The sequence below is a fragment of the Betaproteobacteria bacterium genome (assembly GCA_016194905.1).
In the GTDB taxonomy this organism is placed as follows: domain Bacteria; phylum Pseudomonadota; class Gammaproteobacteria; order Burkholderiales; family JACQAP01; genus JACQAP01.
Window position 1 is genome coordinate 20,540 of record JACQAP010000022.1, and the last position, 23,421, is coordinate 43,960.

General features: G+C 59.7%; 26 protein-coding genes and 1 riboswitch. Of the genes, 13 read left to right on the forward strand and 13 right to left on the reverse strand.

The features are described from left to right. Nucleotides 1–5: 5 nt before the first annotated feature. Genes HY067_16450 through HY067_16460 form a run of 3 tightly spaced genes read right to left on the reverse strand, consistent with a single transcriptional unit; the run spans nt 6 to nt 2,382 of the window. Nucleotides 6–473: a hypothetical protein gene (locus tag HY067_16450; GenBank protein ID MBI3529544.1), complete on the reverse strand. Its 468-nt coding sequence runs from the start codon at nt 471–473 to the stop codon at nt 6–8. Beyond that, nucleotides 473–901 carry a DNA polymerase III subunit chi gene (locus HY067_16455; protein MBI3529545.1) on the reverse strand — a complete coding sequence of 143 codons (429 nt, stop codon included), beginning with the start codon at nt 899–901 and terminating at the stop codon, nt 473–475. The genes HY067_16450 and HY067_16455 overlap by 1 nt, the downstream gene beginning before the upstream one ends. After that, on the reverse strand, nt 898–2,382 hold the full coding sequence (locus HY067_16460; GenBank protein ID MBI3529546.1) for a leucyl aminopeptidase: 1,485 nt from the start codon (nt 2,380–2,382) through the stop codon (nt 898–900). The genes HY067_16455 and HY067_16460 overlap by 4 nt, the downstream gene beginning before the upstream one ends. Before the next feature lie 80 nt (nt 2,383–2,462). Between HY067_16460 and lptF the strand changes: the two genes are divergently transcribed. After that, the gene (lptF, locus tag HY067_16465; GenBank protein ID MBI3529547.1) at nt 2,463–3,542 is read left to right on the forward strand and encodes an LPS export ABC transporter permease LptF; all 1,080 of its coding nucleotides are present in this window, start codon (nt 2,463–2,465) and stop codon (nt 3,540–3,542) included. After that, nucleotides 3,539–4,615 carry an LPS export ABC transporter permease LptG gene (lptG, locus tag HY067_16470; GenBank protein ID MBI3529548.1) on the forward strand — a complete coding sequence of 359 codons (1,077 nt, stop codon included), beginning with the start codon at nt 3,539–3,541 and terminating at the stop codon, nt 4,613–4,615. The genes lptF and lptG overlap by 4 nt, the downstream gene beginning before the upstream one ends. 66 nt (nt 4,616–4,681) lie before the next feature. Here the strand turns inward: lptG and HY067_16475 are convergent, their stop codons facing one another. The 4 genes from HY067_16475 to HY067_16490 form a co-directional block, all read right to left on the reverse strand. Further along, a complete protein-coding gene (locus tag HY067_16475) occupies nt 4,682–5,095 on the reverse strand; it encodes an RDD family protein (GenBank protein MBI3529549.1) in 414 nt (137 codons plus the stop codon). A 72-nt stretch (nt 5,096–5,167) separates the two neighbouring features. Beyond that, nucleotides 5,168–5,551 carry a DUF3106 domain-containing protein gene (locus HY067_16480; protein ID MBI3529550.1) on the reverse strand — a complete coding sequence of 128 codons (384 nt, stop codon included), beginning with the start codon at nt 5,549–5,551 and terminating at the stop codon, nt 5,168–5,170. Nucleotides 5,552–5,586: 35 nt separating this feature from the next. Beyond that, on the reverse strand, nt 5,587–5,976 hold the full coding sequence (locus tag HY067_16485) for a DUF3619 family protein (protein ID MBI3529551.1): 390 nt from the start codon (nt 5,974–5,976) through the stop codon (nt 5,587–5,589). Next, complete coding sequence (locus HY067_16490; GenBank protein MBI3529552.1) at nt 5,973–6,539, reverse strand: RNA polymerase sigma factor; 567 nt, start codon at nt 6,537–6,539, stop codon at nt 5,973–5,975. Before HY067_16490 ends, HY067_16485 begins: the two co-directional genes overlap by 4 nt. Nucleotides 6,540–6,731: 192 nt before the next feature. Here HY067_16490 and HY067_16495 point away from each other — a divergent pair, with 192 nt between their 5' ends. Genes HY067_16495 through xth form a run of 8 tightly spaced genes read left to right on the forward strand, consistent with a single transcriptional unit; the run spans nt 6,732 to nt 13,910 of the window. After that, a complete protein-coding gene (locus HY067_16495; GenBank protein MBI3529553.1) occupies nt 6,732–7,298 on the forward strand; it encodes a YqgE/AlgH family protein in 567 nt (188 codons plus the stop codon). 27 nt (nt 7,299–7,325) lie between these two features. Further along, nucleotides 7,326–7,790 carry a Holliday junction resolvase RuvX gene (ruvX, locus tag HY067_16500; GenBank protein ID MBI3529554.1) on the forward strand — a complete coding sequence of 155 codons (465 nt, stop codon included), beginning with the start codon at nt 7,326–7,328 and terminating at the stop codon, nt 7,788–7,790. Further along, the gene (pyrR, locus tag HY067_16505; protein MBI3529555.1) at nt 7,787–8,296 is read left to right on the forward strand and encodes a bifunctional pyr operon transcriptional regulator/uracil phosphoribosyltransferase PyrR; all 510 of its coding nucleotides are present in this window, start codon (nt 7,787–7,789) and stop codon (nt 8,294–8,296) included. Before ruvX ends, pyrR begins: the two co-directional genes overlap by 4 nt. Beyond that, complete coding sequence (locus HY067_16510) at nt 8,296–9,249, forward strand: aspartate carbamoyltransferase catalytic subunit (GenBank protein ID MBI3529556.1); 954 nt, start codon at nt 8,296–8,298, stop codon at nt 9,247–9,249. Before pyrR ends, HY067_16510 begins: the two co-directional genes overlap by 1 nt. Then, the gene (locus tag HY067_16515) at nt 9,246–10,520 is read left to right on the forward strand and encodes a dihydroorotase (GenBank protein ID MBI3529557.1); all 1,275 of its coding nucleotides are present in this window, start codon (nt 9,246–9,248) and stop codon (nt 10,518–10,520) included. The genes HY067_16510 and HY067_16515 overlap by 4 nt, the downstream gene beginning before the upstream one ends. After that, complete coding sequence (locus HY067_16520; protein ID MBI3529558.1) at nt 10,521–12,554, forward strand: M3 family metallopeptidase; 2,034 nt, start codon at nt 10,521–10,523, stop codon at nt 12,552–12,554. A gap of 38 nt (nt 12,555–12,592) precedes the next feature. Next, nucleotides 12,593–13,144, forward strand: a complete 552-nt coding sequence (locus HY067_16525) for a glutaredoxin family protein (protein ID MBI3529559.1) — start codon at nt 12,593–12,595, stop codon at nt 13,142–13,144. A gap of 4 nt (nt 13,145–13,148) precedes the next feature. Continuing rightward, on the forward strand, nt 13,149–13,910 hold the full coding sequence (gene xth, locus HY067_16530; protein MBI3529560.1) for an exodeoxyribonuclease III: 762 nt from the start codon (nt 13,149–13,151) through the stop codon (nt 13,908–13,910). Between the two features lie 9 nt (nt 13,911–13,919). On the opposite strand, the gene ntrC is transcribed toward xth, so the two are convergent. The 4 genes from ntrC to glnA all read right to left on the reverse strand — a co-directional run bounded on the left by ntrC (nt 13,920) and on the right by glnA (nt 18,681). Then, entirely contained in the window at nt 13,920–15,323 is a 1,404-nt protein-coding gene (gene ntrC / locus HY067_16535) for a nitrogen regulation protein NR(I) (protein MBI3529561.1), read from the reverse strand. 79 nt (nt 15,324–15,402) lie between these two features. Beyond that, entirely contained in the window at nt 15,403–16,473 is a 1,071-nt protein-coding gene (locus HY067_16540; protein ID MBI3529562.1) for a PAS domain-containing protein, read from the reverse strand. A 130-nt stretch (nt 16,474–16,603) separates the two neighbouring features. Continuing rightward, nucleotides 16,604–17,095: a DUF4124 domain-containing protein gene (locus tag HY067_16545; GenBank protein ID MBI3529563.1), complete on the reverse strand. Its 492-nt coding sequence runs from the start codon at nt 17,093–17,095 to the stop codon at nt 16,604–16,606. Nucleotides 17,096–17,271: 176 nt separating this feature from the next. After that, a complete protein-coding gene (gene glnA, locus HY067_16550; protein MBI3529564.1) occupies nt 17,272–18,681 on the reverse strand; it encodes a type I glutamate--ammonia ligase in 1,410 nt (469 codons plus the stop codon). A 306-nt stretch (nt 18,682–18,987) separates the two neighbouring features. Between glnA and HY067_16555 the strand changes: the two genes are divergently transcribed. Continuing rightward, nucleotides 18,988–19,440, forward strand: a complete 453-nt coding sequence (locus HY067_16555; protein ID MBI3529565.1) for a rhodanese-like domain-containing protein — start codon at nt 18,988–18,990, stop codon at nt 19,438–19,440. 79 nt (nt 19,441–19,519) lie between these two features. Here the strand turns inward: HY067_16555 and HY067_16560 are convergent, their stop codons facing one another. Further along, nucleotides 19,520–20,344, reverse strand: a complete 825-nt coding sequence (locus HY067_16560; protein ID MBI3529566.1) for an undecaprenyl-diphosphate phosphatase — start codon at nt 20,342–20,344, stop codon at nt 19,520–19,522. Nucleotides 20,345–20,408: 64 nt separating this feature from the next. Further along, on the reverse strand, nt 20,409–22,280 hold the full coding sequence (gene thiC / locus HY067_16565; protein MBI3529567.1) for a phosphomethylpyrimidine synthase ThiC: 1,872 nt from the start codon (nt 22,278–22,280) through the stop codon (nt 20,409–20,411). A gap of 46 nt (nt 22,281–22,326) precedes the next feature. Then, nucleotides 22,327–22,425: riboswitch (TPP riboswitch) on the reverse strand. 63 nt (nt 22,426–22,488) lie between these two features. Between thiC and HY067_16570 the strand changes: the two genes are divergently transcribed. Both HY067_16570 and HY067_16575 read left to right on the forward strand, forming a co-directional pair. Continuing rightward, a complete protein-coding gene (locus HY067_16570; protein MBI3529568.1) occupies nt 22,489–23,142 on the forward strand; it encodes a protein-L-isoaspartate O-methyltransferase in 654 nt (217 codons plus the stop codon). 77 nt (nt 23,143–23,219) lie between these two features. Further along, a partial coding sequence (locus HY067_16575; GenBank protein MBI3529569.1) for a channel protein TolC occupies nt 23,220–23,421 on the forward strand: 202 nt, incomplete at its 3' end.

The following is a 23,421-nucleotide window of genomic DNA, read 5'->3' on the forward strand; positions in this document are numbered from 1 at the left end:
GCGAATTATAGCCGACCGTCGTCGTCGGGCCGCGAGGGATCGGGTGTTTTCACCGTGATCGCGGCGCGTACCGCGGCAGGTAGCGCGCGTCTGAGTTCGGCGACCAGCCGATCGAGCATGCGTGCCTGCATCGCGTCGCCGCCGATTTGCGTCCGCAACCTCGCGTGCTCGGCTTCGAGGGCGATAGCCATTCGCCGCAGTATCAGCACGCTGCTGATCGCGCTGGGGCGGGCCGGTGAAGGCGGAAGCTTCGTCGGTCGGCCGGGTCCACTCACGACATCGCGCAGAATCGGAATTTCATCGTCGACCGGGACGGCTTCTTCCCGGGATGCATCCGTCAGCACCGGGACGGCGTCGGCAACCGCCGTCTTTGGCCGGTGCCGGTTCAGCAGCTGATCGATCTTGCCGAGAACGTCGTCGTGCTGGTCGGCCTCGAGGGTCGGTTCGGGTCCGCGGGGGATTTCCTCGGCCATTACGAAACAGGCGCTCCGAGCTGATGCGTGCGGATTTCGTAGCCGCGATCACGGTAAAAGCGAAAGCGCGCGCGCGCGGCTTCGCGGTCGGCATCCCCGGTGCCGACGATTTCCACCAGCCGCTGAAAACGGCTGAAGAACGGGGGCGTCTGATCGCAAAGATTCACGAGAACCTGGTCGTGGACCAGTGGATCAGCGACGTGGTCGACGATGACCGGCGTGACCGGAGCGAGCCGGTCACCGCTGCGACAGTGCGGCACGAATCCCGTGGAAGGCGCACTCCAGATCAACTTGCTGAGCCGCGCGGTTTCCGCGGAATCCGTTGTCAGCAGCATCACTCGCATGCCGCGCGCCAACGCCTTGATGGTCAGCGCGCAGGCTGTCTGCAGCTTGTTGTCGGCGTTGGTATAGAACAGGACTTCAGTCACCAGCCTGCGCGCGTCATGAGGAATTGCGTAAGCAACGGCACCGGTCGCCCGGTCGAACCCTTCTCGCGTCCGGACTTCCAGGCGGTGCCGGCGATGTCCAGGTGAGCCCATTTGAATTTCTTCGCGAAACGCGAGAGGAAGCAGGCGGCGGTGATGCTGCCGCCAGGCCGACCGCCGATGTTCGCCATGTCGGCGAAATTACTCTTGAGCTGCTCCTGATAATCTTCCCAGGCCGGCATAAGCCACACACGGTCCCAGGATGTCTGTCCCGCGGCGACCACTTCGTCTGCTAGCCGGTCGTCATTGGTGAACAAACCCGAAGCCACATGGCCCAGCGCGATGACGCACGCACCGGTCAGGGTCGCAATGTCGATCACTGCAGCCGGTTCGAAGCGCTCCGAATAGGTCAGGGCGTCGCACAGGATCAACCGGCCCTCGGCATCGGTATTCAGGATCTCGATGGTCTGGCCCGACATGCTGGTCACGATGTCGCCCGGTCGCGTCGCGTTGCCGCCGGGCATATTCTCCGTCGTCGGAATGACGCCGATCACATTCAGCGGGAGTTTCATCGCGGCGACCGCGCTTAGGGTGCCGAGCACGCTGCCCGCGCCCGACATGTCGTACTTCATTTCGTCCATCTCGGCACTGGGTTTCAACGAAATTCCACCCGTGTCGAAGGTGATGCCTTTGCCAACCAGGACCACGGGCTTCTGCTTTTTCGAGGCCCCGTAATACTCGATGGTGATGAGCTTGGGTGCCTGGCGGCTGCCGTCGGATACGGACAGCAGGGATCCCATGCCCAGCTTTTCCATATCCCTGCGTTCGAGCACGGTCACTTTCAGTTTGTGGGTTTTGCCCAGCGCGCGGGCCTGCTCGGCCAGATAACTCGGCGTGCAGATATTCGGCGGGAGATTGCCCAGATCGCGGGCAAAGTTGACGCCCTCGCCGATCGCAATGCCGCGTTCGACCGCCGTGCTGGCGGACTTGGATTCCCGGACGAGGCCGACAAGGATCCGTTTCAGGTTTTTCCGGTGTCCGCGGGATTTGCTTTTGAGGCGGTCGAATCGGTAAGTGTTTTCCAAGGACGCCATTGCCACCTGCATCGTCACCCACTTGGCATCGCGATCTTTGACGGCCATGTCCGCAACGTAGAGTGCGGCTTCCCCGAAGCCTGCCTCCGCAACGGCGCGCACTGCGCCCCGCACGCCGTCGCGATATTCCTTGGCGGCCGTCTCGCCCTCTGCGCCAAATCCGACCAGGAGCACGCGCTTGCTGGCCACCCCGGCCAGGTCGTAGAGCATCAGGGTCGATCCGGGCTTCGCGTCGAAATCGCCCTGCCTCAGAATTCCTGAAATTCTGCCTTTGCTGGCACGATCGAGCGCTTGCGCCGCCGCCGATAATTTCGCGGAAGCGAATACGGCGACAGCGACACAATCGCTCTTCAATTTTTCCGGCGCTGCGGCTTTTATGCTAAATTCCACTGCGGACTCCTCATAATGCTGTTTTTCATTCAATTACTTAGGATTATCCCTTCCACGTCGAGCAAAAGTCAAAGTAGCACATGATTTTTCAACGCTCCCTGCTGCGGGAGTTCGCCGCAACCGGAATCGCCACCTTCCTCGTCCTGCTGGCGATTACGATCACTACCCAGCTCATCCGGTTTCTCGGCTTTGCCGCGCGCGGCAACATTTCATCGGATGCGGTCCTGACCTTCCTCGGTTTCGCCAGTCTAAGATACCTGCCCCACCTGCTATCCATCACGCTGTTCATCTCGGTGCTGATGACATTGACTCGGAGCTACCGCGATTCCGAAATGGTGGTGTGGTTCACATCCGGGCAGGGGCTCAATTCCTGGATTCGCCCGGTGTTGATCTATGCCGCACCGGTAACTGTCGTGATCGCGACCCTGAGCTTTTTCCTGTCGCCTTGGGCGATCGCGAAGACCGAGGAGTACCGGCGCCAGCTCGAGAGCCAGGACGACATCGCCGCGATCTCCCCCGGCGTGTTCAAGGAATCGCGCAATGCCGAACGTGTCTACTTCGTGGAGAAGCTGGCGGCGAATCTGGCCACCGTCGCCAACATTTTCGTGCATTCGGACGAGAATGGTGAAATCGGCACCACGATTGCCAAGCGCGGCTACCAGGAAACGGCTCCCAATGGTGACCGCTTTCTGGTGATGCTTAATGGCAGGCGCTATGTCGGCCCGCCCGGCTCGGCGGAATACCGGATCATCGAGTTCGAGAAATACTCCGTGCGTATCGAGGCCAGCGAGGTCAAGGAAACGCTGCCCTCGGTCAAAGAACTACCGATGTCGGCGCTGATCTCCGACGAATCCTCAGTAGCGCGCGCCGAGCTGATATGGCGCGTCGGATTGCCTCTTAGTGCGCTGGTGCTCAGCTTGCTCGCGATCCCGATGAGTTTTGTCAATCCGCGCGCGGGGCGTTCGCTCAACCTCATGCTCGCCGCCCTGCTGTACATGGTTTATACCAACCTGCTGTCGATCTTCCAGGCATGGGTCACGCAGCAGAAGGTCGGCGTGTTCTTCGGCATGTGGGCCGTGCATGTGGTGATGCTGGCGATGGTCGCGATGATGTTCTATTTCCGGCTCTCGGTGCGCTCGTTGCGCAAGCTGAAGCGATGAAGACAATCCGGCGCTATGTGGCCGTACAGATCTTCTGGAGCACTGCGCTGGTATTCGCGGCCCTGCTGCTGCTGTTCGCTTTCTTCGATTTAATTCAGGAGCTCGGCGATATCGGCCGTGGCAGCTATCGGCTGTCCCTCGCGGGGCTCTATGTGGTTTTGAGCCTGCCCGGCAGGGCCTACGAGATTCTGCCGGTCGCGGCGCTCATCGGCACCCTGTTTGCACTGGCGCAAATGGTCGCGCATTCCGAATACACCGTAATGCGGGTTTCCGGCGTATCGATAAAGAACATGGCGATCGCGCTGGTGCAGATCGGTACGGCCCTTTCGGTGCTCACGTTCCTGATTGGAGAGTTCGTCGCTCCCGCCAGCGAACAGGCTGCGCAAAAGCTGCGGCTCAAGGCCACATCGAGCACTGTCGTTGCACAAGCATTCCGCTCCGGACTCTGGGTCAAGGACGATATGAATTTCGTCAACGTCGAACGGGTCATGCCGGAGACGGTGATCCATGAAGTGAAGATCTACGAGTTCGATTCCGACTACCGATTGCGCGCGATCAGTCGCGCGAAGTCAGGCGAGTACCAGCGGGAGAATCTGTGGCGGTTGAAAGACGTGATACAGACGCGCTTCGAGGAGAACCGCACCACCGTGAGCCGGATTCCCGAGGCCTATTGGCGCTCGGTGCTCAATCCGTCGATTCTCAATGTCCTGATGGTCGTGCCGGAACAGATGTCGCTGCTGGAACTGATTTCTTATATCGAGCACCTGAGCGAAAATCGCCAGGAGACATCGCGTTACGAGATCGTGCTGTGGCAGAAAATCATCTATCCGTTCGCGGTGCTCGTCATGATGGTGCTGGCGTTGCCGTTCGCCTACTTCCAGGTGCGAGAGGGTGGGGTGAGCGGCAAGATCTTCACCGGCATCATGCTGGGATTGGGATTTCATCTCGCCAACCGCCTGTTCGGGCATCTTGGTCTGCTCAACGCCTGGCCGCCGCTGTTCAGCGCGATTTTCCCCGCGCTGGCGTTTCTGGCCGCCGCGGTGGTGATGATGTGGAAGGTGGAAAAACGGTGAACAGCGAGCAGTGAACGGTAAAACCCGAAGCAGGAACACGGTCCGAAGGATCTTGCAGTTCGCCGGTCACCGATCGACGTTCACTCGCACGATGCGAGTGCCGGCCAGCCGGTCGTGCAGGAATTGACGTTCCCTGTCGAACGGCGCCCACAGCAAGCTGATGCCCGAGAGTATTCCGGGTATTGCCAGTAGGTAGCGCTTGACTGCTCTGCCCACGCTCGGGCCGCCGCCTTCCTCGGTGACGATCCGTATCCGCCAGGTTTTCATCGGCAGCGTCTGGCCGGTGCGTGCCCAGCAGAATACGAAATAAGCGCCGCATACCGATAGCAGATAAATCTGGAAGATGACGCGCGGCAATCCGGATTGTGCGTCGCGGGCAACACTCAGGAACAGGTAGGAGGATACAAACAGCACGGCGAACAGCAGTGTCCCCTCGTAGACCAGACTCACGAGCCGCAGACGCAGCGATGCCAATTGCAATGCCGCCTGTATCCGGGGTGGTGCCAGATCCAGCGTACGGCCGGGTCGCTCATGGGGCGGGCTTTGCACCGGTTACCTGCCGGGGTTGCCTCTAGCTCCGCGGCCTTCGCGCAGCTTCTGCCGCTGTTCTTCCGGCAGTTGCTGGTATTCATGCCAGCGCTGGTGCAGTTCGTGATGCTTTTCCGGAGAAAGCTGTTTCAGTTGTTTGTAGCGCTCGAGCGCCTGTGTGCGCTGCTCGGGCGTCAGCGACGCCCACTCGTGCATGCGCTGCTGAATGCGTTGCTGCCGATCAGGTGGCAGGCTGGGGTAACGGGCCGCCAGGCCAATCCAGTGTTTGCGCCGTTCCGGATCGAGCTTGTCCCAGTCCTGCTGCAGCGGGGCCAGTATGGTTTTCTGCTCGGGAGACAGCGTTGACCAGGCAGGGCCTGGCGCCTCCGCAAAAGCGGAGCGCGTAATCGTGGGCACGCCGACGAACAGGGAAAACGCCAGTACTATTGTTGCGACTGCGTGTAATTGGAGTGCTTTAACCAAGTTTCGAAACCCGGGTCGGTATAGGCATGTATAGGCAGTTCGCCGGCCAAGAGGCCAGTGTCCAGTTCTTCTTCATGATGACTCGACATTTGCCAATAGATCAGCCCGGTAAGACTGGCGAGGACGATGGCGGCCGGCAGAACCAGCCTTGCGGTCAGGCCGTGGCCCAAACCCCAGCCGCTCAGGATGCTACCCGCCCTGGAGTGCCCCCACAGCGGCCTGTCGGGGCGGTAAGCTGCCATGGCGGCCAGCCTGGCAGCCTGAAGTTTTTGGACGGTCGGTGCCGGCAAATCGGCCAGATTCTGATCGAGCCGCGCAACAATCCGTCCGGCAACCTCGTTCTCGTTCACAGTTCGATTCCTTTGTCCTTCAGAAACGCCGCCAATGCGTGCGTCGCACGGGAGCAGTGAGTCTTTACGCTGCCTTCCGAGCAACCCATCGCCTGCGCGGTTTCCGCCACGTCCAACTCCTCCCAGTAACGCAATAGAAAGGCCTCGCGTTGACGGGGCGGCAGCCGCTCGAGCCCCTGTCCGATTACGCCGGCTATTTGCGAACGTTCCAGCCGGTCGGCCGGGCTGTCGCCCTTTCCTCCCGGCCCTTCGGTCTCCATGGACTCGAGGGGATCGTAGTCTTCGTTGTCGTCTCGCGGTTGCAGCGAGGAAAAAAGGGTCGTCCACAGCGAACGGACCTTCTGACGCCGGTAAAAGTCGCGAATGGTGTTTTGCAGGATGCGCTGGAACAATAGCGGCAGCTCGGCAGCCGGCCTTCCTGCATACTTGTCGGTCAACTTCAACATGGCGTCCTGAACGATGTCGAGCGCCACATGTTGGTCGCGCACCGCAAACACCGCTTGCTTGAACGCGCGCCGCTCGACCTCAGCAAGGAAGGCGGCCAATTCCTGTTGGGTAGCCAGAAGATCCCCTCGAACTTCAATCAATCCCGTGCACGACGCGCCGCCGGTCGGCCCGGGAAGTCTGCGATACCGGGCGCCTCATCCTGTTCCGCCTAAAACGCCGCGACCGGTTCCAAGGTGCGGATTATACGGGCCCGGCTGCCGGGTTTGTGGCACAGGCATCCTCACAGGTAAAATGAGCGCGGCGAATCCATGCAAAGCGTCAATCTCACCAACCACTTCCTGATCGCCATGCCGAACATGGCCGATCCCCACTTTGCCAAGTCGCTGACCTTCATCTGCGAACACAACGAGCAGGGCGCGCTGGGCGTGGTGGTCAATCGACCGACCGACATGACGCTGGAAGCTTTGTTCGAGCAGATCGAAATCCCGCTCGAGAATCAGGCGGTCAAAAAAATTCCCGTGTATTTCGGTGGCCCGGTCCAGGTTGATCGCGGCTTCGTCCTGCATCGACCGATCGGAGGCTGGCAGTCGACGCTGTCGATCAACGGAGAAGTCGGGCTGACCTCATCCAAAGACATCCTGCAGGCGCTGAGCCAGGGTGACGGGCCGGGCCTGGACAACGTCCTGGTGTCGCTTGGTTACGCCGGTTGGGCGCCGGGCCAGCTCGAACAGGAGCTGGGACAGAACGCCTGGCTGACCGTTAAGGCACAGCCGTCGGTGATCTTCGAATTGCCGTCATCCGAGCGTTTTATTGCTGCGATGGAATTGCTCGGGTTCGATCCGGCCAGCCTCTCGGAGGATGCCGGTCATGCATGAGACGGTGCCGGGGGGCGGGTGCTGAGCATGTCCGCGAAGCCCGATACCGCGCCCGAATCCGCTCTCCGAGCCCGTAATTTTCGTTCCGGAACGGTGCTGGCCTTCGATTTCGGTGAACGGCGCATCGGCGTTGCAGTGGGGGAGCTGCAACTCGGCGTCGCCCACCCGCTCGATACCATCGATGCCGAAGCCAACGATGCGCGGTTCGCCCGCATCGAAGCGCTGGTCAACGAATGGCAGCCGGCCCTGCTGCTGGTCGGACTGCCACTGGCACTCGACGGAAGCGAACATGGACTGACCGCGCTGGCACGCAGGTTCGCGCAGCGCCTGCAGGGTCGTTACGGGATCGAAACCCGCCTGGTCGACGAGCGGCTGACTTCCGTGGAGGCCGAGCAGCAGGCTCGCGACATGGGACTGGATGTGCGCAAGGCCCGCTCAAAAATCGACCAACTCGCCGCCAAACTGATTCTGGAAAATTACTTCAACCAATGAACAAGCCTTTGCCCGACGCGGAAGACCTGCTGGCCCGCCTCGCCGAGCGCATGCGCGCATCCGTGACTCCGGACACGGCGCTGATCGGTATCCATACCGGCGGGGTATGGCTGGCGCAAAGACTGCACAAGGCGCTGGTGCTCAGGCAACCCCTCGGCACCGTTGATGTGTCTTTCTATCGCGACGACTATGGCAGCCGCGGCCTGCATCCGAAGGTCAAGCGATCGGATATTCCATTCGAAGTCGCCGATGCTGACATTGTCCTGGTCGACGATGTCCTGCACACCGGGCGCACCATCCGCGCGGCCATGAATGAATTGTTCGACTATGGAAGGCCGCAGAGCATACGGCTGGCCGCGCTGGTCGACAGAGGGGGTCGGCAGTTGCCGATCGCGGCGCAGTTCGTAGGCGCGGAAGTTTCCGTGGCTGACGAGGAGCAGATCGAGTTGAAGAAAAGCGAGAACGGTCAGCTCAGCCTGGTATTGAATCGGCAGGCTCGCGCATGATGGGCTTCAACCCGCAGCTGAACTCGAACGGCGAATTGCAGCATCTGCTGACCATCGAGGGGCTGCCGCGGGAAATTGTCCTGCATATCCTGGATACCGCCCATTCGTTCCTGTCGGTCGGGGAGCGCGAGATCAAGAAAGTTCCGCTGTTGCGCGGAAAAGCGATCTTCAACCTGTTTTTCGAAGCCTCGACCCGCACCCGCACCACCTTCGAGATCGCCGCAAAGCGCCTGTCGGCGGACGTAATCAACCTCAACGTCGGTACGTCCTCCCAGAGCAAGGGAGAAACACTGCTCGATACCGTGGCCAATCTGTCCGCGATGCATGCCGACATGTTCGTCGTCAGGCATTCGCAAAGCGGAGCGGCGCATCTGATCGCGCGACACGTCGCGCCTTACATCCATGTGATCAACGCCGGCGACGGCCGCCACGCGCATCCCACGCAGGGCCTGCTGGACGTGTTCACGATCCGCCACTACAAGAAGGAATTCGCGTCGCTGCGGGTGGCCATCGTCGGCGACGTGTTGCACTCGCGGGTGGCGCGTTCGCAGATCCACGCGCTAACGACGCTCGGTGTGCCTGAAGTCCGCGTCATCGGCCCGCGTACGCTGCTTCCCACGAACGTCTCGAAACTCGGCGTGCACGTTTATCACGATATGGCGTCGGGTTTAAAGGATGTCGACGTCGTGATCATGTTGCGCCTGCAGAACGAGCGCATGAACGGCGTATTGCTACCGTCGGCGCAGGAGTTTTTCAAGTATTACGGACTCACTCCGGAGAAACTCGCCCATGCGAAGCCCGACGCGATCGTGATGCATCCCGGGCCGATGAACCGGGGCATCGAAATTGAGTCCAGCGTCGCCGATGGACGGCAATCGGTGATCCTGCCGCAAGTGACGTTTGGCATTGCGGTGCGCATGGCCGTGATGTCTATCTTGGCGGGAAACGCATGAAGATCCAGATCAAGGGCGGGCGCGTCGTCGATCCCGGCAAGGCGGTAGACAAGGTCCAGGACGTTTTCATTGCGGCAGGGAAGATCGTAGCTATCGGACCCTCGCCAACCGATTTCGATGCCAACCGCGTCATCGATGCAACGGGAATGGTGGTATGCCCCGGTCTGGTCGATCTGTCTGCCAGATTGCGCGAGCCCGGATACGAGTACAAGGCCACGCTGGAAAGCGAAATGGCTGCCGCGGTCGCCGGCGGGGTGACCTCGCTGGTATGCCCGCCCGACACGGATCCGCCGCTGGACGAACCCGGCCTGGTGGAAATGCTCAAGCATCGCGCGCGCAGCCTCAACCAGGCGCATGTGTATCCACTTGGGGCCTTGACGCAAGGCCTGAAAGGCGAACGCATCACGGAAATGGCGGAATTGCTGGATGCCGGCTGCATCGCGTTCTCGCAAGCGGATGTGCCGCTGAGCGACAATCAGGTGCTGCTGCGGGCGATGCAGTATGCATCCACCTTTGGTTATCCGGTCTGGCTGCGGCCGAGGGATGCCACCCTTGCGAGGGACGGTGTCGCGCATGACGGTCAGGTCGCAACCCGCCTTGGACTTGCTCCGATTCCGGTTATCGCGGAGACGGTGGCGCTTTCCACGATCCTTCTGCTGGTTCGCGAGACTGGTGCAAGAGTGCATCTGTGCAGGCTGTCGACTGCGGAGGGTGTCGATATGATCCGCCAGGCCAAGTCGCTGGGAATCGACGTGACTTGCGATGTCTCGGCCAATCATGTGCATTTAAGCGAACTGGATATCGGCTACTTCGATTCGAACTGCCACTTGGTTCCGCCGCTGCGCTCCGCGCGCGACCGTGAAGCGCTGCGACGTGGCATGCAAGACGGAACCATCGATGCGATATGCTCCGACCACACGCCGGTGGACGAAGATGCCAAGCAATTGCCATTCGGCGAATCGGAACCGGGGGCGACCGGGATCGAGTTGCTGCTCGCGCTCACGCTGAAATGGGGCGACGAAGCAAAAGTCCCGCTGGCAGTCGCGCTTGCCAAAGTCACGAGTGAGCCGGCGCGCATATTGGGCATACGGGCGGGCGCCATTACTTCCGGCGAAAACGCCGACCTGTGCGTGTTCGATGCGCATGCGCGCTGGAAGGTCGAGCCGGGCACTTTGAAGAGCCAGGGCAAAAACACGCCGTTTTCAGGTTACGAGATGAGCGGAAAGGTGCGCTTCACCCTGATAGAGGGCCACGTCGTCTACGAAGGGTAAATGAATCCTCTACTCGATTTTTCCGGACTGCCGCGCTTCGCGGAATTCAAACCCGAATCGGTCACGCCCGCCCTGGATCAGTTGCTGGCCGAGAATCGGGTACTGGTCGAAAGCCTCCGGAACCAGGACGCGCCGCCCGACTGGGAAAGTTTCATTGCGCCGCTGGATGACGGCAATGAACGTCTGCGCCGCGCCTGGGGTCAGGTCTCGCATATGAATGCAGTGATGAACAGCCCGCAACTGCGCGATGTTTACAACGCCAATCTTCCGCGCATCACGCAATACTTCACGGAACTGGCGCAGGACGAAGTCCTCTTCCGCAAGTACAAGGCGCTGCGGGATTCGGATGCATTCATGCGTCTGACGGGAGAGCAGAAGAAAGTCATCGGCAACGAGTTGCGTGACTTTCGGCTGGCCGGCGCTGAGTTGCCGACCGAAGAAAAGACCAGGTTCAAGCAGATAGTCGAAAAACTTGCGGGATTGTCGTCGAAGTTCAACGACAACCTGCTCGACGCCACCAATGCGTTCGAGTTGAACATTTCGGACGAGGAACGGCTTGCAGGCATACCGGGCGACGTGCTGGAGTTTGCGCGTGACGCCGCAGCGCAAGCCGGCAAGCAGGGCTGGAAATTCACGTTGCACATGCCCTCCTATCTTCCCGTCATGCAATATGCGGATGATCGCAAGCTGCGCGAGCAGATGTATCACGCCTATGCGACGCGGGCAGCCGAGTTTGGGGAATCCGGATGGGACAATACCGCGATCATCGTCGAGATTCTGCGACTGCGCCACGAGCAATCTCGAATGCTTGGCCTTGCCAATTTCGCCGAATTGTCATTGCAGCCGAAGATGGCTGATTCTCCGCAGCAGGTATTGGATTTCCTCGAGGAGCTGGCGGAGCGCGCCAAACCGTATGCGCGACGCGATCTGGCCGAATTGAAGGAGTTTGCTTCCCTGCAACTCGGGTTCGACGATCTTCAGCCGTGGGATGTGGCCTATGCATCCGAAAAGCTGCGGGTTGTGCGCTACGCGTTCTCGGACCAGGAAGTGAAGCAGTACTTCCCCGAGCATCAGGTGCTGGAGGGGATGTTTCGCGTGGTCGAAACGCTGTACGGTTTGCAGATCAAGCCAGATGAGGCGCCGAGATGGCAGGAAGATGTGTGTTTTTTCTCCATCAGGAACCGCAGTGGTGCGCTGGTCGGGCAATTCTATCTGGACCTCTATGCCAGGCCCTCGAAGCGCGGAGGCGCGTGGATGGACGATGCCATCACACGGCGCCGCAAAGGCTCCGGCGTGCAAACGCCCGTGGCCTATCTCAATTGCAATTTCTCCGCGCCATTGAACGGAAAGGCCGCCCTCTTCACGCACGATGAGGTGATCACGCTATTTCATGAATTCGGACATGGATTGCATCATCTGCTGACCGAGGTCGAGGTGCTTGGCGTATCGGGAATCAACGGCGTCGAGTGGGACGCGGTGGAACTGCCCAGCCAGTTCATGGAAAACTTCTGCTGGGAATGGGAAGTGCTCAAGGACATGACCCGTCATGTGCAATCAGGCGCGGGCTTGCCCCGGGCGCTGTTCGACAAAATGGTGGCGGCGAAGAATTTCCAGAGCGGCCTGCAGACCGTCAGGCAACTGGAATTCGCGATCTTCGATATGCGTCTGCATTCTGATTTCGATCCCGATGGGCAGATGACGCCGCTGCAGCTCGTCGACGAAGTGCGCCGCGGTGTGGCTGTGCTTTTTCCACCGTCCTACAACCGGTTTCCCAACAGTTTTTCGCATATTTTCGGCGGCGGATATGCGGCGGGTTACTACAGCTACAAATGGGCGGAAGTTCTGTCCGCCGACGCCTACAGCATGTTCGAGGAGAACGGTGTCCTGAATTCGTCGGTGGGCCGCCGCTTTCGCGAGGAAATCCTGGCTGCGGGAGGAAGCCGGCCGGCGCTCGAATCGTTCGTTGCGTTTCGCGGTCGCAAACCGACCATCGATGCGTTGTTGCGGCACAATGGCATGGCGCAGGCGGCGTGACGCCGTGGCATGATCATTCCGACCAACAGGAGTGTTCGATGAAAAGTTGGGTGTTGTTTCCGGTCTTCGTACTGGCCTGCGTTGCCGCGCAAGCCGAGCTCTACCGCTGGGTGGACGCAGACGGCAAGGTTCACTACAGCGATCAGCTTCCGCCAGCGAACGTCAAGCAGGTTGAAAAGAAGAAAATAACGGGGGGCAAACCGAGCGAAGCGCCGTTGCCTTATGCGCTGCAGCAGGCGGTAAAGAATTTTCCGGTGACGTTGTATTCCAGCGAGTGCGGCGATGCCTGCACGCGAGCGCGTGAGCTGCTTGCAAAACGCGGAGTCCCCTACGCCGAAATGGATGCAACGGATCCGGCGGCCCAGGAAGAATTGAGGAAGCTTACAGGCGGGCCTCTCGAGGTCCCGGTTCTGAAGGTTGGCCGTGACGCATTGAGAGGCTTCGAGGAAGGCAAGTGGAATACGTCGCTGGACGCCGCGGGTTATCCACAGACGGCCGTGATTCCGCTGCGTCCGCCGACCAAACCAGCGAAGCCGGCAGCGGCCGCGCCACCAGACGCACCAGCGTCACCCGCCGAAGCGTCGCAATAGATCGTTGAAACTCGCCGCCTGGAACGTCAATTCCCTCAAGGTCCGGCTGCCGCAGCTGCTTGACTGGCTGGCGCGCGAACAGCCGGATGCGGTTTGCCTGCAGGAAACCAAAGTCGAAGATCACAATTTTCCGTTGCAGGATATCGAACGCTCCGGTTATCGGGCGGTATTTTCCGGACAGAAAACCTACAATGGCGTGGCCATCCTGGCGCGCGAATCGCCGCTGGCGGTCGAGCACGGAATTGGCGGCTTCGTTGATGCGCAGAGACGCGTGATTTCGGCCACGGTAAACGACGTACGACTCGTTTGCGCTTACGTGCCCAACGGCCAAAGCCTCGACTCCGACAAATATCGATACAAACTCGACTGGTTGAAAGCCTTTTCGGCCTGGCTGGACGCCGAGTCGAAGAAACATGCCCGCATTGCCGTACTCGGCGATTTCAACATCGCACCCGAGGATCGGGATGTTTACGATCCCAAGGCGTGGGAGGGACAGGTCCTGTGCAGTCCCGCCGAGCGAGCTGCCTTCCAGGAACTGATCGCGCTCGGGTTCAAGGATAGCTTCAGGCTGTTCGATCAGCCGGAGAAATCGTTCTCGTGGTGGGATTACCGCATGAACGCGTTCCAACGCAAGATGGGCTTGCGAATCGACCACATTCTTCTGTCCAACGGACTTGCGGGAGGTTGTAGATCGAGCCGCATAGACTTCGCCATGCGCAAAAACGAGCGGCCCTCCGACCACGCGCCGGTCATCGCGGAATTCTGATCGTCCCGTTCATTTCTCCCGGCCGGCTTCCTCGCCCAACCCCAGTTCCTGAATCTTGCGTGTCAGCGTGTTGCGGCCCATGCCGAGCAATACCGAAGCTTCGATCCGCCGCCCGCCGGTGTGCGCCAGTGCGCGTGTGATCAATGCGCGTTCGAACTGACGGGTCAGTTCATCGAGGATCGCGCTATCGCCGCGCTTCAACGAGGCTTCCGCTTCGCGCTCGAGCGCTGCCACCCAGCTCTCTGCGGAAGCGACGCGCGTTTCCTCGCGCAGTTCCGGCGGCAAATCCTTTACATCGATGTTCATTCCCGGCGCCATGACGGTGAGCCAATGGCACAGGTTTTCGAGTTGGCGCACGTTGCCCGGCAGATCCAGTGAAGTCAGATATTTCATCGCGGCGTCGGAAAGTTTCTTCGATTCCACGCCGAGTTCGCGGGCGCTCTTCTGCAGAAAATGCCGGGCGAGCAGCGGGATGTCGTCGCGACGCTCGCGCAGCGCGGGCAGTCGCAACCGGATCACGTTCAAGCGGTGAAACAGATCTTCGCGAAACAGGCCGCTTTTGACGCGGTTTTCCAGGTCCTGGTGGGTCGCGGCGATGATGCGCACGTTGGCCTTGATCGGTTGATGTCCGCCCACCCGATAGAACTGTCCGTCGGAAAGCACGCGCAGCAAACGTGTCTGCAGATCGGGAGGCATGTCGCCGATCTCGTCCAGGAACAGCGTCCCGCCCTCCGCCTGTTCGAAACGTCCGCGACGCATCGCTTGCGCGCCGGTGAATGCGCCTCGCTCGTGGCCGAACAATTCCGACTCGAGTAGATCCTTCGGAATCGCCGCGGTATTGATGGCGATGAAAGGCTTGGTGGCGCGCGGACTGTGGCGATGCAGCGCGCGGGCAACCAGCTCTTTGCCTGTACCCGATTCGCCGTTGATAAGAACCGTGGCATGCGACTGGGTGAGCCGGCCGATGGCGCGGAACACTTCCTGCATGGACGCGCCCTGGCCGAGAATTTCCGGAGAATCCTGTGTAACCTCCGCGACATCATCCTGCCGCAGGCTTTCCTCCATCGCGCGTCGTATCAGGTCGACTGCGTGGTCCACGTCGAAAGGCTTGGGCAGATACTCGAACGCACCGCCCTGGAAGGCAGCCACGGCGCTCTCGAGATCCGAATAGGCGGTCATGATGATGACCGGCAGGGTCGGATGTTTCTCCTTCATTTTCTGCAGCAACTCGAGCCCGGAGCCGCCGGGCATGCGGATGTCGCTCACCACCACTTGTGGCGTGGAGGAGGCGAGCGCCTGCAGCGCTTCCTGCGCGGAGGCAAATACCTTGAACGCGATGTCCTCGCGCGTGAGTGCTTTTTCAAACACCCAGCGGATCGAGCGATCGTCGTCGATGATCCAGACAGGTTTCATATTTTAATGGACTAAATGGTTAGTGATGAATAGGAACAATGACGCCGATGACCGGGATCTTGATCTCGACAGTCATTTCCTATTTGCCATTGCCGTTATCCGCCTCGTTCGAAATCGGAAATAGGATGCTGAAGCGCGTCTCGCCTGGTCTGCTTTCGACTTCTATCGTTCCGTGATGCTGGCTCACGAATGTCTGAGCTATCGTCAGCCCGATACCGTGGCCGCCTTCGCGCCCTGATATCAGCGGAAAGAAAATCTTGTCCTTGAGTTCATCCGGAATACCGGGCCCGTTGTCGATGATATTTACCATCAGCACAAGGCGATGCATCTTCTTTGCCAGTGTTACCCGCCGTGCAACGCGGGTACGCAATATTATTCTTCCCCTGCCCTGCATTGCCTGAGCGCCATTGCGGGCGATATTCAGCAGCGCCTGGATGATCTGCTCCCGATCGGCAGTCAACGACGGCAGGCTCACGTCATAGTCCGGATAGATTGTGATGCCTTCCGGAAATTCCGCCAGCAGCAGGCTGCGCACACGTTCCAGAGCCTCGTGAATGTTGAAGTGCGTAACTTGCGGCAAGCGATGAGGTGTAAGCAGCCGGTCCATCAGCGACTGCAGCCGGTCCGCTTCCTTCATGATGACCTGCGTGTATTCGTGCAGTTCCGGGCGCTCCAGTTCCCGGTCGAGCAACTGCGCCGCCCCGCGCAACGCGCCAAGCGGATTCTTGATTTCGTGGGCCAGGTTTCGGATCAATTCCCTGGTTTGTGTACTTTGATCCATGAGGCGCTCTTCGCGGGCGATCCGCAACTGCTGCTGCAGTGGACTCAGTTCGATCAGAAAACCCGAGAGTTCTGCGATTTCCATTGGCGTAACGGTGCACGATACTTCGAGCCGGTTGTGCCCGGTTACCGCAAGCAGAAGTTCGTGTTGCGTATAGCTGCAATTGTTCTGACTTGCATAATTCACTGCCGCGATCATCAGTTCGGGTTCGGCTATCACGTGGTCGAGCGGTGTTCCGACGATGTTCTTGGCGCTGATGGCGAGCAGATTTTCAGCCGCCGGATTCACGTAGTGCACGACATGATCCATGTCGAGCAGAACGACCGCTGTCGCCAGCGCGTCAAGTCCGGGAAAGCTGAGCGGCTTCATCGACACGTCACGCGACGGACGCCGAAGAGTGCAGCAAGAAGTGCGCCACGACGATACGCGGGCTTAGCGCAGTTGCAAAAGGCGGGCGTGTAGAGAAGAAGCGTGCCGGCGATGCGGTGATCGCGGTTGTTTACTTCAGATTGGCGATTTCGCGCTTGATCGCGTCGATATTGCGCTCGTGAGTCGCCACGGCATCCCGGTAAGGCTGCACGCGCTCGAGAAACCGTTCGTAATTGCGCTCGTTGCCATTGCGCACGGCTTCCTGCGCGGCAAGCTGCTCTTTGGCTTGCGCGAGTTGCTTCGTTTCGTCCGCAAGTTCCTGCTCCAGTATGCGACGGCGCTCGTCGTCCCGTATTTTCTGAGTGTCTTCGCTTACCCGCGGGAGCCTTCCCTTGGTGTCCGGGTTTGTCGGTTTGGAGTCCGAGTTCCTGGCGTTGGCCGGCGCCGGTTTTGGCGAAGGATCTTCGAAACACTTCACTTTTGTCGCGCCCTTCGGAGGGGTGTTCGGCGTGTTGGAATAGATCACGTGACCTTCGCTGTCCAGATATTTGCAGGTTTCCGCCCAAGCGACGGGTTGCAGCAACGCGAGTACGAGAAACGCGGCGAGACGGCGAGAATGCATCGGTATCACCTGCCAGGTTGACGGGGAAAGAGGGCGCGCGGCAGCACCTCGCGATCCCGTGGCGGAGTCTAAGGCAGCTGTTTTCGATTATCAATCCGCGAGTTCCCGGAAAAGTTAACGACGGCAAACAAAAAAGGGCGGGAAGTCCCGCCCCTTTTTCGGCGTGAAAGTGGCGGTTACGAGCTGTAGTACATGTCGAACTCGACTGGGTGGGTAGTCATCCGGAAACGGGTGACTTCCTCCATCTTCAGTTCGATGTACGCGCTGATCATGTCTTCGGAGAATACGCCGCCCTTCGTCAGGAAAGCGTGGTCCGCTTCCAGGCTCTCGAGCGCCTGGTCGAGCGAGTGACACGGATGCGGCACCTTCGCCGCTTCTTCCGGCGGCAGGTCATACAGATTCTTGTCGATCGGATCGCCGGGGTGAATCTTGTTCTGCACGCCGTCCAGCCCAGCCAGCAGCATTGCTGCGAACGCCAGGTAGGGATTTGCCGTGGGGTCGGGAAAACGCACTTCGACGCGGCGGCCTTTGGGGTTGGCGACATGCGGAATGCGGCAGGATGCGGAGCGGTTCTTCGCCGAATATGCCAAGTTGATCGGTGCTTCGAAACCGGGCACCAGGCGTTTATACGAGTTGGTGCCGGGATTGGTGATCGCATTCAGCGCCTTGGCGTGCTTGATGATCCCGCCGATGTAATACAACGCGAAGTCGGAAAGCCCGGCGTAGCCGTTTCCGGCAAACAGGTTCTGGCCGCCTTTCCAGACCGATTGATGCACGTGCATGCCGGAGCCGTTGTCGCCGACTACAGGCTTGGGCATGAACGTCGCCGTCTTGCCATAAGAATGGGCGACGTTCCAGACGGTGTACTTGAGTATCTGCAGCCAGTCCGCACGCTTGACGAGAGAATTGAACTTGGTGCCGATCTCGCATTGGCCGGGCGCCGCAACTTCGTGGTGGTGAACTTCCACTTCCACGCCCTGTTGCTCGAGCGCCAGACACATCGCGTTGCGGATGTCCTGCAGCGAATCGATCGGCGGGACCGGGAAGTATCCGCCCTTGACCGGCGGACGGTGACCCATGTTGCCGCCCTCGAATTCCTTGCCGGTGGACCAGGGCGCTTCTTCCGAAGAGATTTTCACAAAGCATCCGGACATATCGATGTTCCAGGTAACGCCATCGAATATGAAGAACTCGGGTTCCGGACCGAAATAGGCGACATCACCGATGCCGCTGGATTTCAGGTAAGCCTCCGCGCGTTTGGCGATCGAGCGCGGATCGCGGTCGTAGCCCTTGCCATCGGCGGGTTCGATCACATCGCAGGTAATGTTCAGCGTTACTTCATCGGAGAACGGGTCGAGGCGCGCGGAATCGGCGTCGGGCAGTAACAGCATGTCGGAGGCCTGAATGCCTTTCCACCCCGCGATCGAAGAGCCGTCAAATGCGTGACCTTCGTCGAATTTGTCCTGTCCAAAGACATGGGCGGGGACGGAAACGTGTTGCTCTTTGCCACGGGTGTCGGTAAACCGCAGGTCAACGAACTTCACGTCGTTTTCTTTGATCGTTTTGAATACGTCAGCTACCGCCATTTTGCTCTCCTGAGTGGGTAAATTAAGTGCGGGGGATTTTCAGCGAGCCACAATTTCAGCAGGAAGCATGCCCAGCGAAAAATTCCCATAAAACGATAATTCACAGACGCTTAGGTCATCCGAGGCGCATGATCATGCACTAAAAACAAGCCAAGCCTCGATGGGTGCCCGAAATTAGTGCATGGCGGTAGTCTTGGCAAGAGAAATCTGGCTTGAAATTTGAATCTGCTAGTCTTTAAATGCCGATTCGCACGATCGGGTTGTGGAATGCGAACCCAGAGATAAGTCTTTGTAGAGGTTAACATAATGGGAAATATATCAGAAATTTTGAACAAAGCTCGACAGCGAGCGCAAGAGATGAAGCTGCCCTACGCTGGTGCACTATTGCCGTTGGAAGCGTACGAACTCATTCAGAATGTCCCAGACGCCAAGCTCGTCGACGTTCGTACCCGCGCGGAGTGGGACTTCGTCGGTCGCGTGCCCGGTAGCGTGCCAATCGAATGGCAAAGCTATCCGAGTTCGCAACCAAATCCCGACTTCCTCAGAGAACTTGAGGCCCGAACCGAAAAGGACGCCCTGGTCATGTTTCTTTGTCGCAGCGGCGCTCGCTCGCATGCCGCGGCCTCCGCAGCAAGCCAGATCGGATATGCCAACAGCTACAACATTCTTCAGGGGTTCGAGGGAGACAAGGATGCGCATGGACATCGCGCGACAGTAGGGGGGTGGCAGGTTGCCGGATTGCCTTGGGTTCAGAGCTGAGAATCCGTCAGTCGTCAACGGGGAAGCGAAAAGCCGAGGCGCTCAACAGTCACGTCCACGGGGAAATCCCGATGTGCTGTCAGCCGGTCGTCCAGTTCACCGCTCCGGTTGACGCTGTCACCAGAACGGCTACCCCGAAGGCGATGCGATACCAGCCAAAGACGGTGAAATCGTGCCGGCTGATGTAGCGCAGCAACCAGCGCACGCAAACGAAGGCCGAGGCGAATGCGGCGACGAGTCCGACTCCCAATATTCCAAGGTCGTCGGCGGAGAGCGTGCTGCGATGTTTGAACAGTTCATAGGCCGATGCGGCAAATAACACCGGAATTGCCAGAAAAAAAGAAAACTCCGCGGCGGCGCGGCGCGAAAGACCGAAAAACAATCCGCCGATGATGGTAGCCCCCGCGCGCGAAGTGCCCGGCATCAGGGCGAGCGTCTGAGCGAGTCCGATCTTGAGCGCGTCGGACCAGGTCATTTCGTCCACGCTGCCCACCGTAATCTCGTGCTTGCGGCGTTCAGCCCACAGAATAATGAAGCCACCGACAATGAAAGCCACGGCCACCGGCACCGGCTTGAACAAGACTTCCTTGATCGCCTTGCCGAACAGCAAACCGAGAATCGCGACCGGTAGAAAAGCGATTAGAAGATTGGTTGCGAAGCGCCGGGCTTGCGGATCTGTGGGCAGTCGCGCAACGACCGAGGTCAGTCTTACACGGTACTCCCAGACAATCGCGAGGATGGCGCCGCACTGAATCACGATCTCGAAAAGCTTGCCTTTTTCATTGTTGAAGTCGAGCAGATCGCCAACCAGAATCAAATGGCCGGTACTCGATACAGGCAGAAACTCGGTGATTCCTTCGACGACGCCGAGGATCAGGGCCTTGACCAGCAGCGGCAGTTCCATGAGATCCTTGCGAAGATAAAAAAATGGCGGTGAATTCATTCACCGCCGCTGTTACGAACGGCCGTCACGCCTTGCGATAGATCTCGGCGCCACTGGCGACGAACTCCGCGGCCTTTTCGGTCATTCCCTTTTCCAGCGCCTCGACCTCAGGCACGCCTAACGCCGCAGCGTAATCACGCACATCCTGCGTGATCTTCATGGAGCAGAAATGCGGCCCGCACATCGAGCAGAAGTGCGCCAGCTTGGCGCCATCCTGCGGCAGCGTTTCGTCGTGAAACTGCTTTGCCTTGTCCGGATCCAGGCCGAGATTGAACTGATCGTCCCATCGGAACTCGAAACGCGCTTTAGACAAGGCATTGTCGCGCATCTGCGCACCGGGATGACCCTTTGCCAGGTCGGCGGCGTGCGCGGCGATCTTGTAAGCGATGATTCCGTCCTTGACGTCGTCCTTGTCCGGCAATCCGAGGTGTTCCTTCGGCGTTACGTAACAGAGCATGGCGGTGCCATACCAGCCGATCATCGCCGCGCCGATGGCCGAGGTGATGTGATCGTAGCCCGGCGCGATGTCCGTCGTCAGCGGTCCCAGCGTGTAGAACGGCGCTTCGTGGCACAGCTTCAACTGCAAATCCATGTTCTCTTTGATCAGGTGCATCGGGACGTGGCCCGGGCCCTCGATCATCACCTGTACGTCATGCTTCCAGGCGACCTGCGTCAGCTCGCCGAGCGTGCGCAATTCGCCGAGTTGCGCTTCATCGTTGGCGTCGTGGATCGATCCTGGCCGCAAGCCGTCGCCGAGGGAGAACGACACGTCATACAGCTTCATGATCTCGCAAATTTCCTCGAAATGCGTATAGAGGAAGTTTTCCTTGTGATGCGCGAGACACCATTTGGCGAGAATCGAACCGCCGCGCGAAACGATTCCGGTCATGCGTTTTGCGGTCAACGGAACGTAGGCGAGCCGCACGCCGGCATGAATCGTGAAGTAGTCGACGCCCTGCTCCGCCTGCTCGATCAGCGTGTCCTTGAATATTTCCCACGTGAGTTCTTCGGCGTGCCCGTCGACTTTCTCCAGCGCCTGATAGATCGGCACTGTGCCGATCGGAACCGGCGAATTGCGCACGATCCACTCCCGGGTTTCGTGGATGTGTTTTCCGGTCGACAGGTCCATGACCGTATCGCCGCCCCAGCGGATTGCCCAGGTCATCTTCTCGACTTCTTCCTGGATGCTGGAACCGAGGGCCGAGTTGCCGATGTTGGCATTGATCTTCACCAGGAAGTTGCGGCCGATGATCATCGGCTCGGATTCCGGATGATTGATGTTGGCGGGAATGATCGCGCGTCCGCGGGCGACTTCATCCCTGACGAATTCCGTCGTGATTTGCTTCGGCAGCATGGCACCGAAGGACTCGCCGGGGTGTTGTCGCGTAATCAGTTCCGGTAATGCGTCGTGGCGCTGGTTCTCGCGAATCGCGATGAATTCCATCTCCGGGGTGATGATGCCCTTGCGGGCGTAATGCATCTGGCTGACGTTCATGCCCGGCTTGGCGCGCCGCGGAGTCCGTTTCAGATTGAAGCGCATCTGCGCCAGCTTCGCATCGTCGAGCCGCGTACGACCGTAAATCGAAGTCGGCCCCGCCAGCAGTTCGGTGTCAGCGCGATCCTCGATCCACCGCTCGCGCAGCGGCCGCAGGCCGTTGCGGATGTCGATCTCGGCGCGAGGATCCGTGTAGGGCCCCGACGTGTCGTAGACGAACATCGGCGGATTGGGCTCCGCGCCGAAGCTCGCAGGCGTGTCGCCTTGGGAGATTTCGCGCATCGGCACCTGGATGTCTGCGCGCGAACCCTGAACGTGAACCTTGCGCGAACTCGGCAACGGCTTCACGACCGCTTCATCGACATGGGCCGTGGCACTCAGAAATTTTGGATTGGCATTCATGATGCGCTCCTGGAAGCTGTGGAGGCACAGGAGAGGCGCGAGAAAAGAAGACTTCGACGCGCTTCCCTGCATCGGCATTATCCGTACAGGTTCGAAGGGTTTGTCTCACCCGCGCCACCCGTGCGCAGGACCCCTAACGCAGTCATGACGCTAATTGAATTGTGTGATAATTGCAAGCTTCGAAAATCGTCGATCGTCCTCGCAAGTAATGAATCCGGAGCAGGCGCGCTTCAACATGGTCGAGAGCCAGATCCGCACTTGGGAAGTTCTCGACCAGACCGTGCTGGATCTGTTGCTGACCGTCAGGCGCGAGGAATTTGTTCCCGAGCGCTACCGATCCCTCGCATTCGCCGACATGGAGATACCGCTCGGTCATGGCGAGGTGATGCTCGCGCCGAAGATGGAGGCCCGGATGGTCCAGGAACTCGGCGTACGCAAGACGGACAAGATCCTGGAGGTCGGAACGGGAAGCGGTTACGTGACTGCTTTGCTGGCAAAACTGGGCGGCCAGGTGGTGACCCTGGAACGCATCAGGGAATTCAGTCAGGCGGCCACCCGCAAGCTCGCCGGCCATGGACTTCAGAATGTCCAGTTTCACGTCGGCGATGGTTCCGAAGGCTGGCTTGCGCAGAGGCCCTACGACGTGATTCTCCTGACCGGTTCGGTTCCGGTGCTGTCGGAATCGTTTCAGCAACAACTCGCGGTCGGGGGGAGGCTGCTTGCGGTGATCGGCGACCCTCCCGTGATGACCGCCAATCTGGTAACGCGGGTTTCCGAGCGCGCTTTCAACTCGGTAGGCCTGTTCGAAACCGCAATCCCCCCGCTGCAAAACGTCAAACAGCCAGAGCGCTTTGTGTTTTAAAAAGAATCCAGGTCGCCACGCGCCGGCATGGATGGTTGCGGCGATGTCCGAGTAAGCAATAAGGGAAAATACAGAACATGAAACGGGTGTCAAAAAAAATTCTGGCCCTGGCGCTGATGCTGGGAACCGGAGAGGCCACCTTCGCCGCCGATCTGATATCGATCTACCGGGAAGCGCAAGTGCAAGACGCGGTGTACGCGGGGGCGAAGGCGCAGTACATCGGCGCGCAGGAGAAGCTGCCGCAGGCGCGCGCGCTGCTGCTGCCGAGCGTCAACTTCA

Bases quoted from the DNA above. Each gene is read 5' to 3' on its own strand.
- HY067_16450 (MBI3529544.1), bottom strand. From the start codon at position 473: ATGGCCGAGGAAATCCCCCGCGGACCCGAACCGACCCTCGAGGCCGAC.
- lptF (MBI3529547.1), top strand. From the start codon at position 2,463: ATGATTTTTCAACGCTCCCTGCTGCGGGAGTTCGCCGCAACCGGAATC.
- lptG (MBI3529548.1), top strand. From the start codon at position 3,539: ATGAAGACAATCCGGCGCTATGTGGCCGTACAGATCTTCTGGAGCACT.
- HY067_16495 (MBI3529553.1), top strand. From the start codon at position 6,732: ATGCAAAGCGTCAATCTCACCAACCACTTCCTGATCGCCATGCCGAAC.
- ruvX (MBI3529554.1), top strand. From the start codon at position 7,326: ATGTCCGCGAAGCCCGATACCGCGCCCGAATCCGCTCTCCGAGCCCGT.
- pyrR (MBI3529555.1), top strand. From the start codon at position 7,787: ATGAACAAGCCTTTGCCCGACGCGGAAGACCTGCTGGCCCGCCTCGCC.
- HY067_16510 (MBI3529556.1), top strand. From the start codon at position 8,296: ATGGGCTTCAACCCGCAGCTGAACTCGAACGGCGAATTGCAGCATCTG.
- HY067_16515 (MBI3529557.1), top strand. From the start codon at position 9,246: ATGAAGATCCAGATCAAGGGCGGGCGCGTCGTCGATCCCGGCAAGGCG.
- HY067_16520 (MBI3529558.1), top strand. From the start codon at position 10,521: ATGAATCCTCTACTCGATTTTTCCGGACTGCCGCGCTTCGCGGAATTC.
- HY067_16525 (MBI3529559.1), top strand. From the start codon at position 12,593: ATGAAAAGTTGGGTGTTGTTTCCGGTCTTCGTACTGGCCTGCGTTGCC.
- ntrC (MBI3529561.1), bottom strand. From the start codon at position 15,323: ATGAAACCTGTCTGGATCATCGACGACGATCGCTCGATCCGCTGGGTG.
- HY067_16540 (MBI3529562.1), bottom strand. From the start codon at position 16,473: ATGAAGCCGCTCAGCTTTCCCGGACTTGACGCGCTGGCGACAGCGGTC.
- HY067_16545 (MBI3529563.1), bottom strand. From the start codon at position 17,095: ATGCATTCTCGCCGTCTCGCCGCGTTTCTCGTACTCGCGTTGCTGCAA.
- glnA (MBI3529564.1), bottom strand. From the start codon at position 18,681: ATGGCGGTAGCTGACGTATTCAAAACGATCAAAGAAAACGACGTGAAG.
- HY067_16555 (MBI3529565.1), top strand. From the start codon at position 18,988: ATGGGAAATATATCAGAAATTTTGAACAAAGCTCGACAGCGAGCGCAA.
- HY067_16560 (MBI3529566.1), bottom strand. From the start codon at position 20,344: ATGGAACTGCCGCTGCTGGTCAAGGCCCTGATCCTCGGCGTCGTCGAA.
- thiC (MBI3529567.1), bottom strand. From the start codon at position 22,280: ATGAATGCCAATCCAAAATTTCTGAGTGCCACGGCCCATGTCGATGAA.
- HY067_16570 (MBI3529568.1), top strand. From the start codon at position 22,489: ATGAATCCGGAGCAGGCGCGCTTCAACATGGTCGAGAGCCAGATCCGC.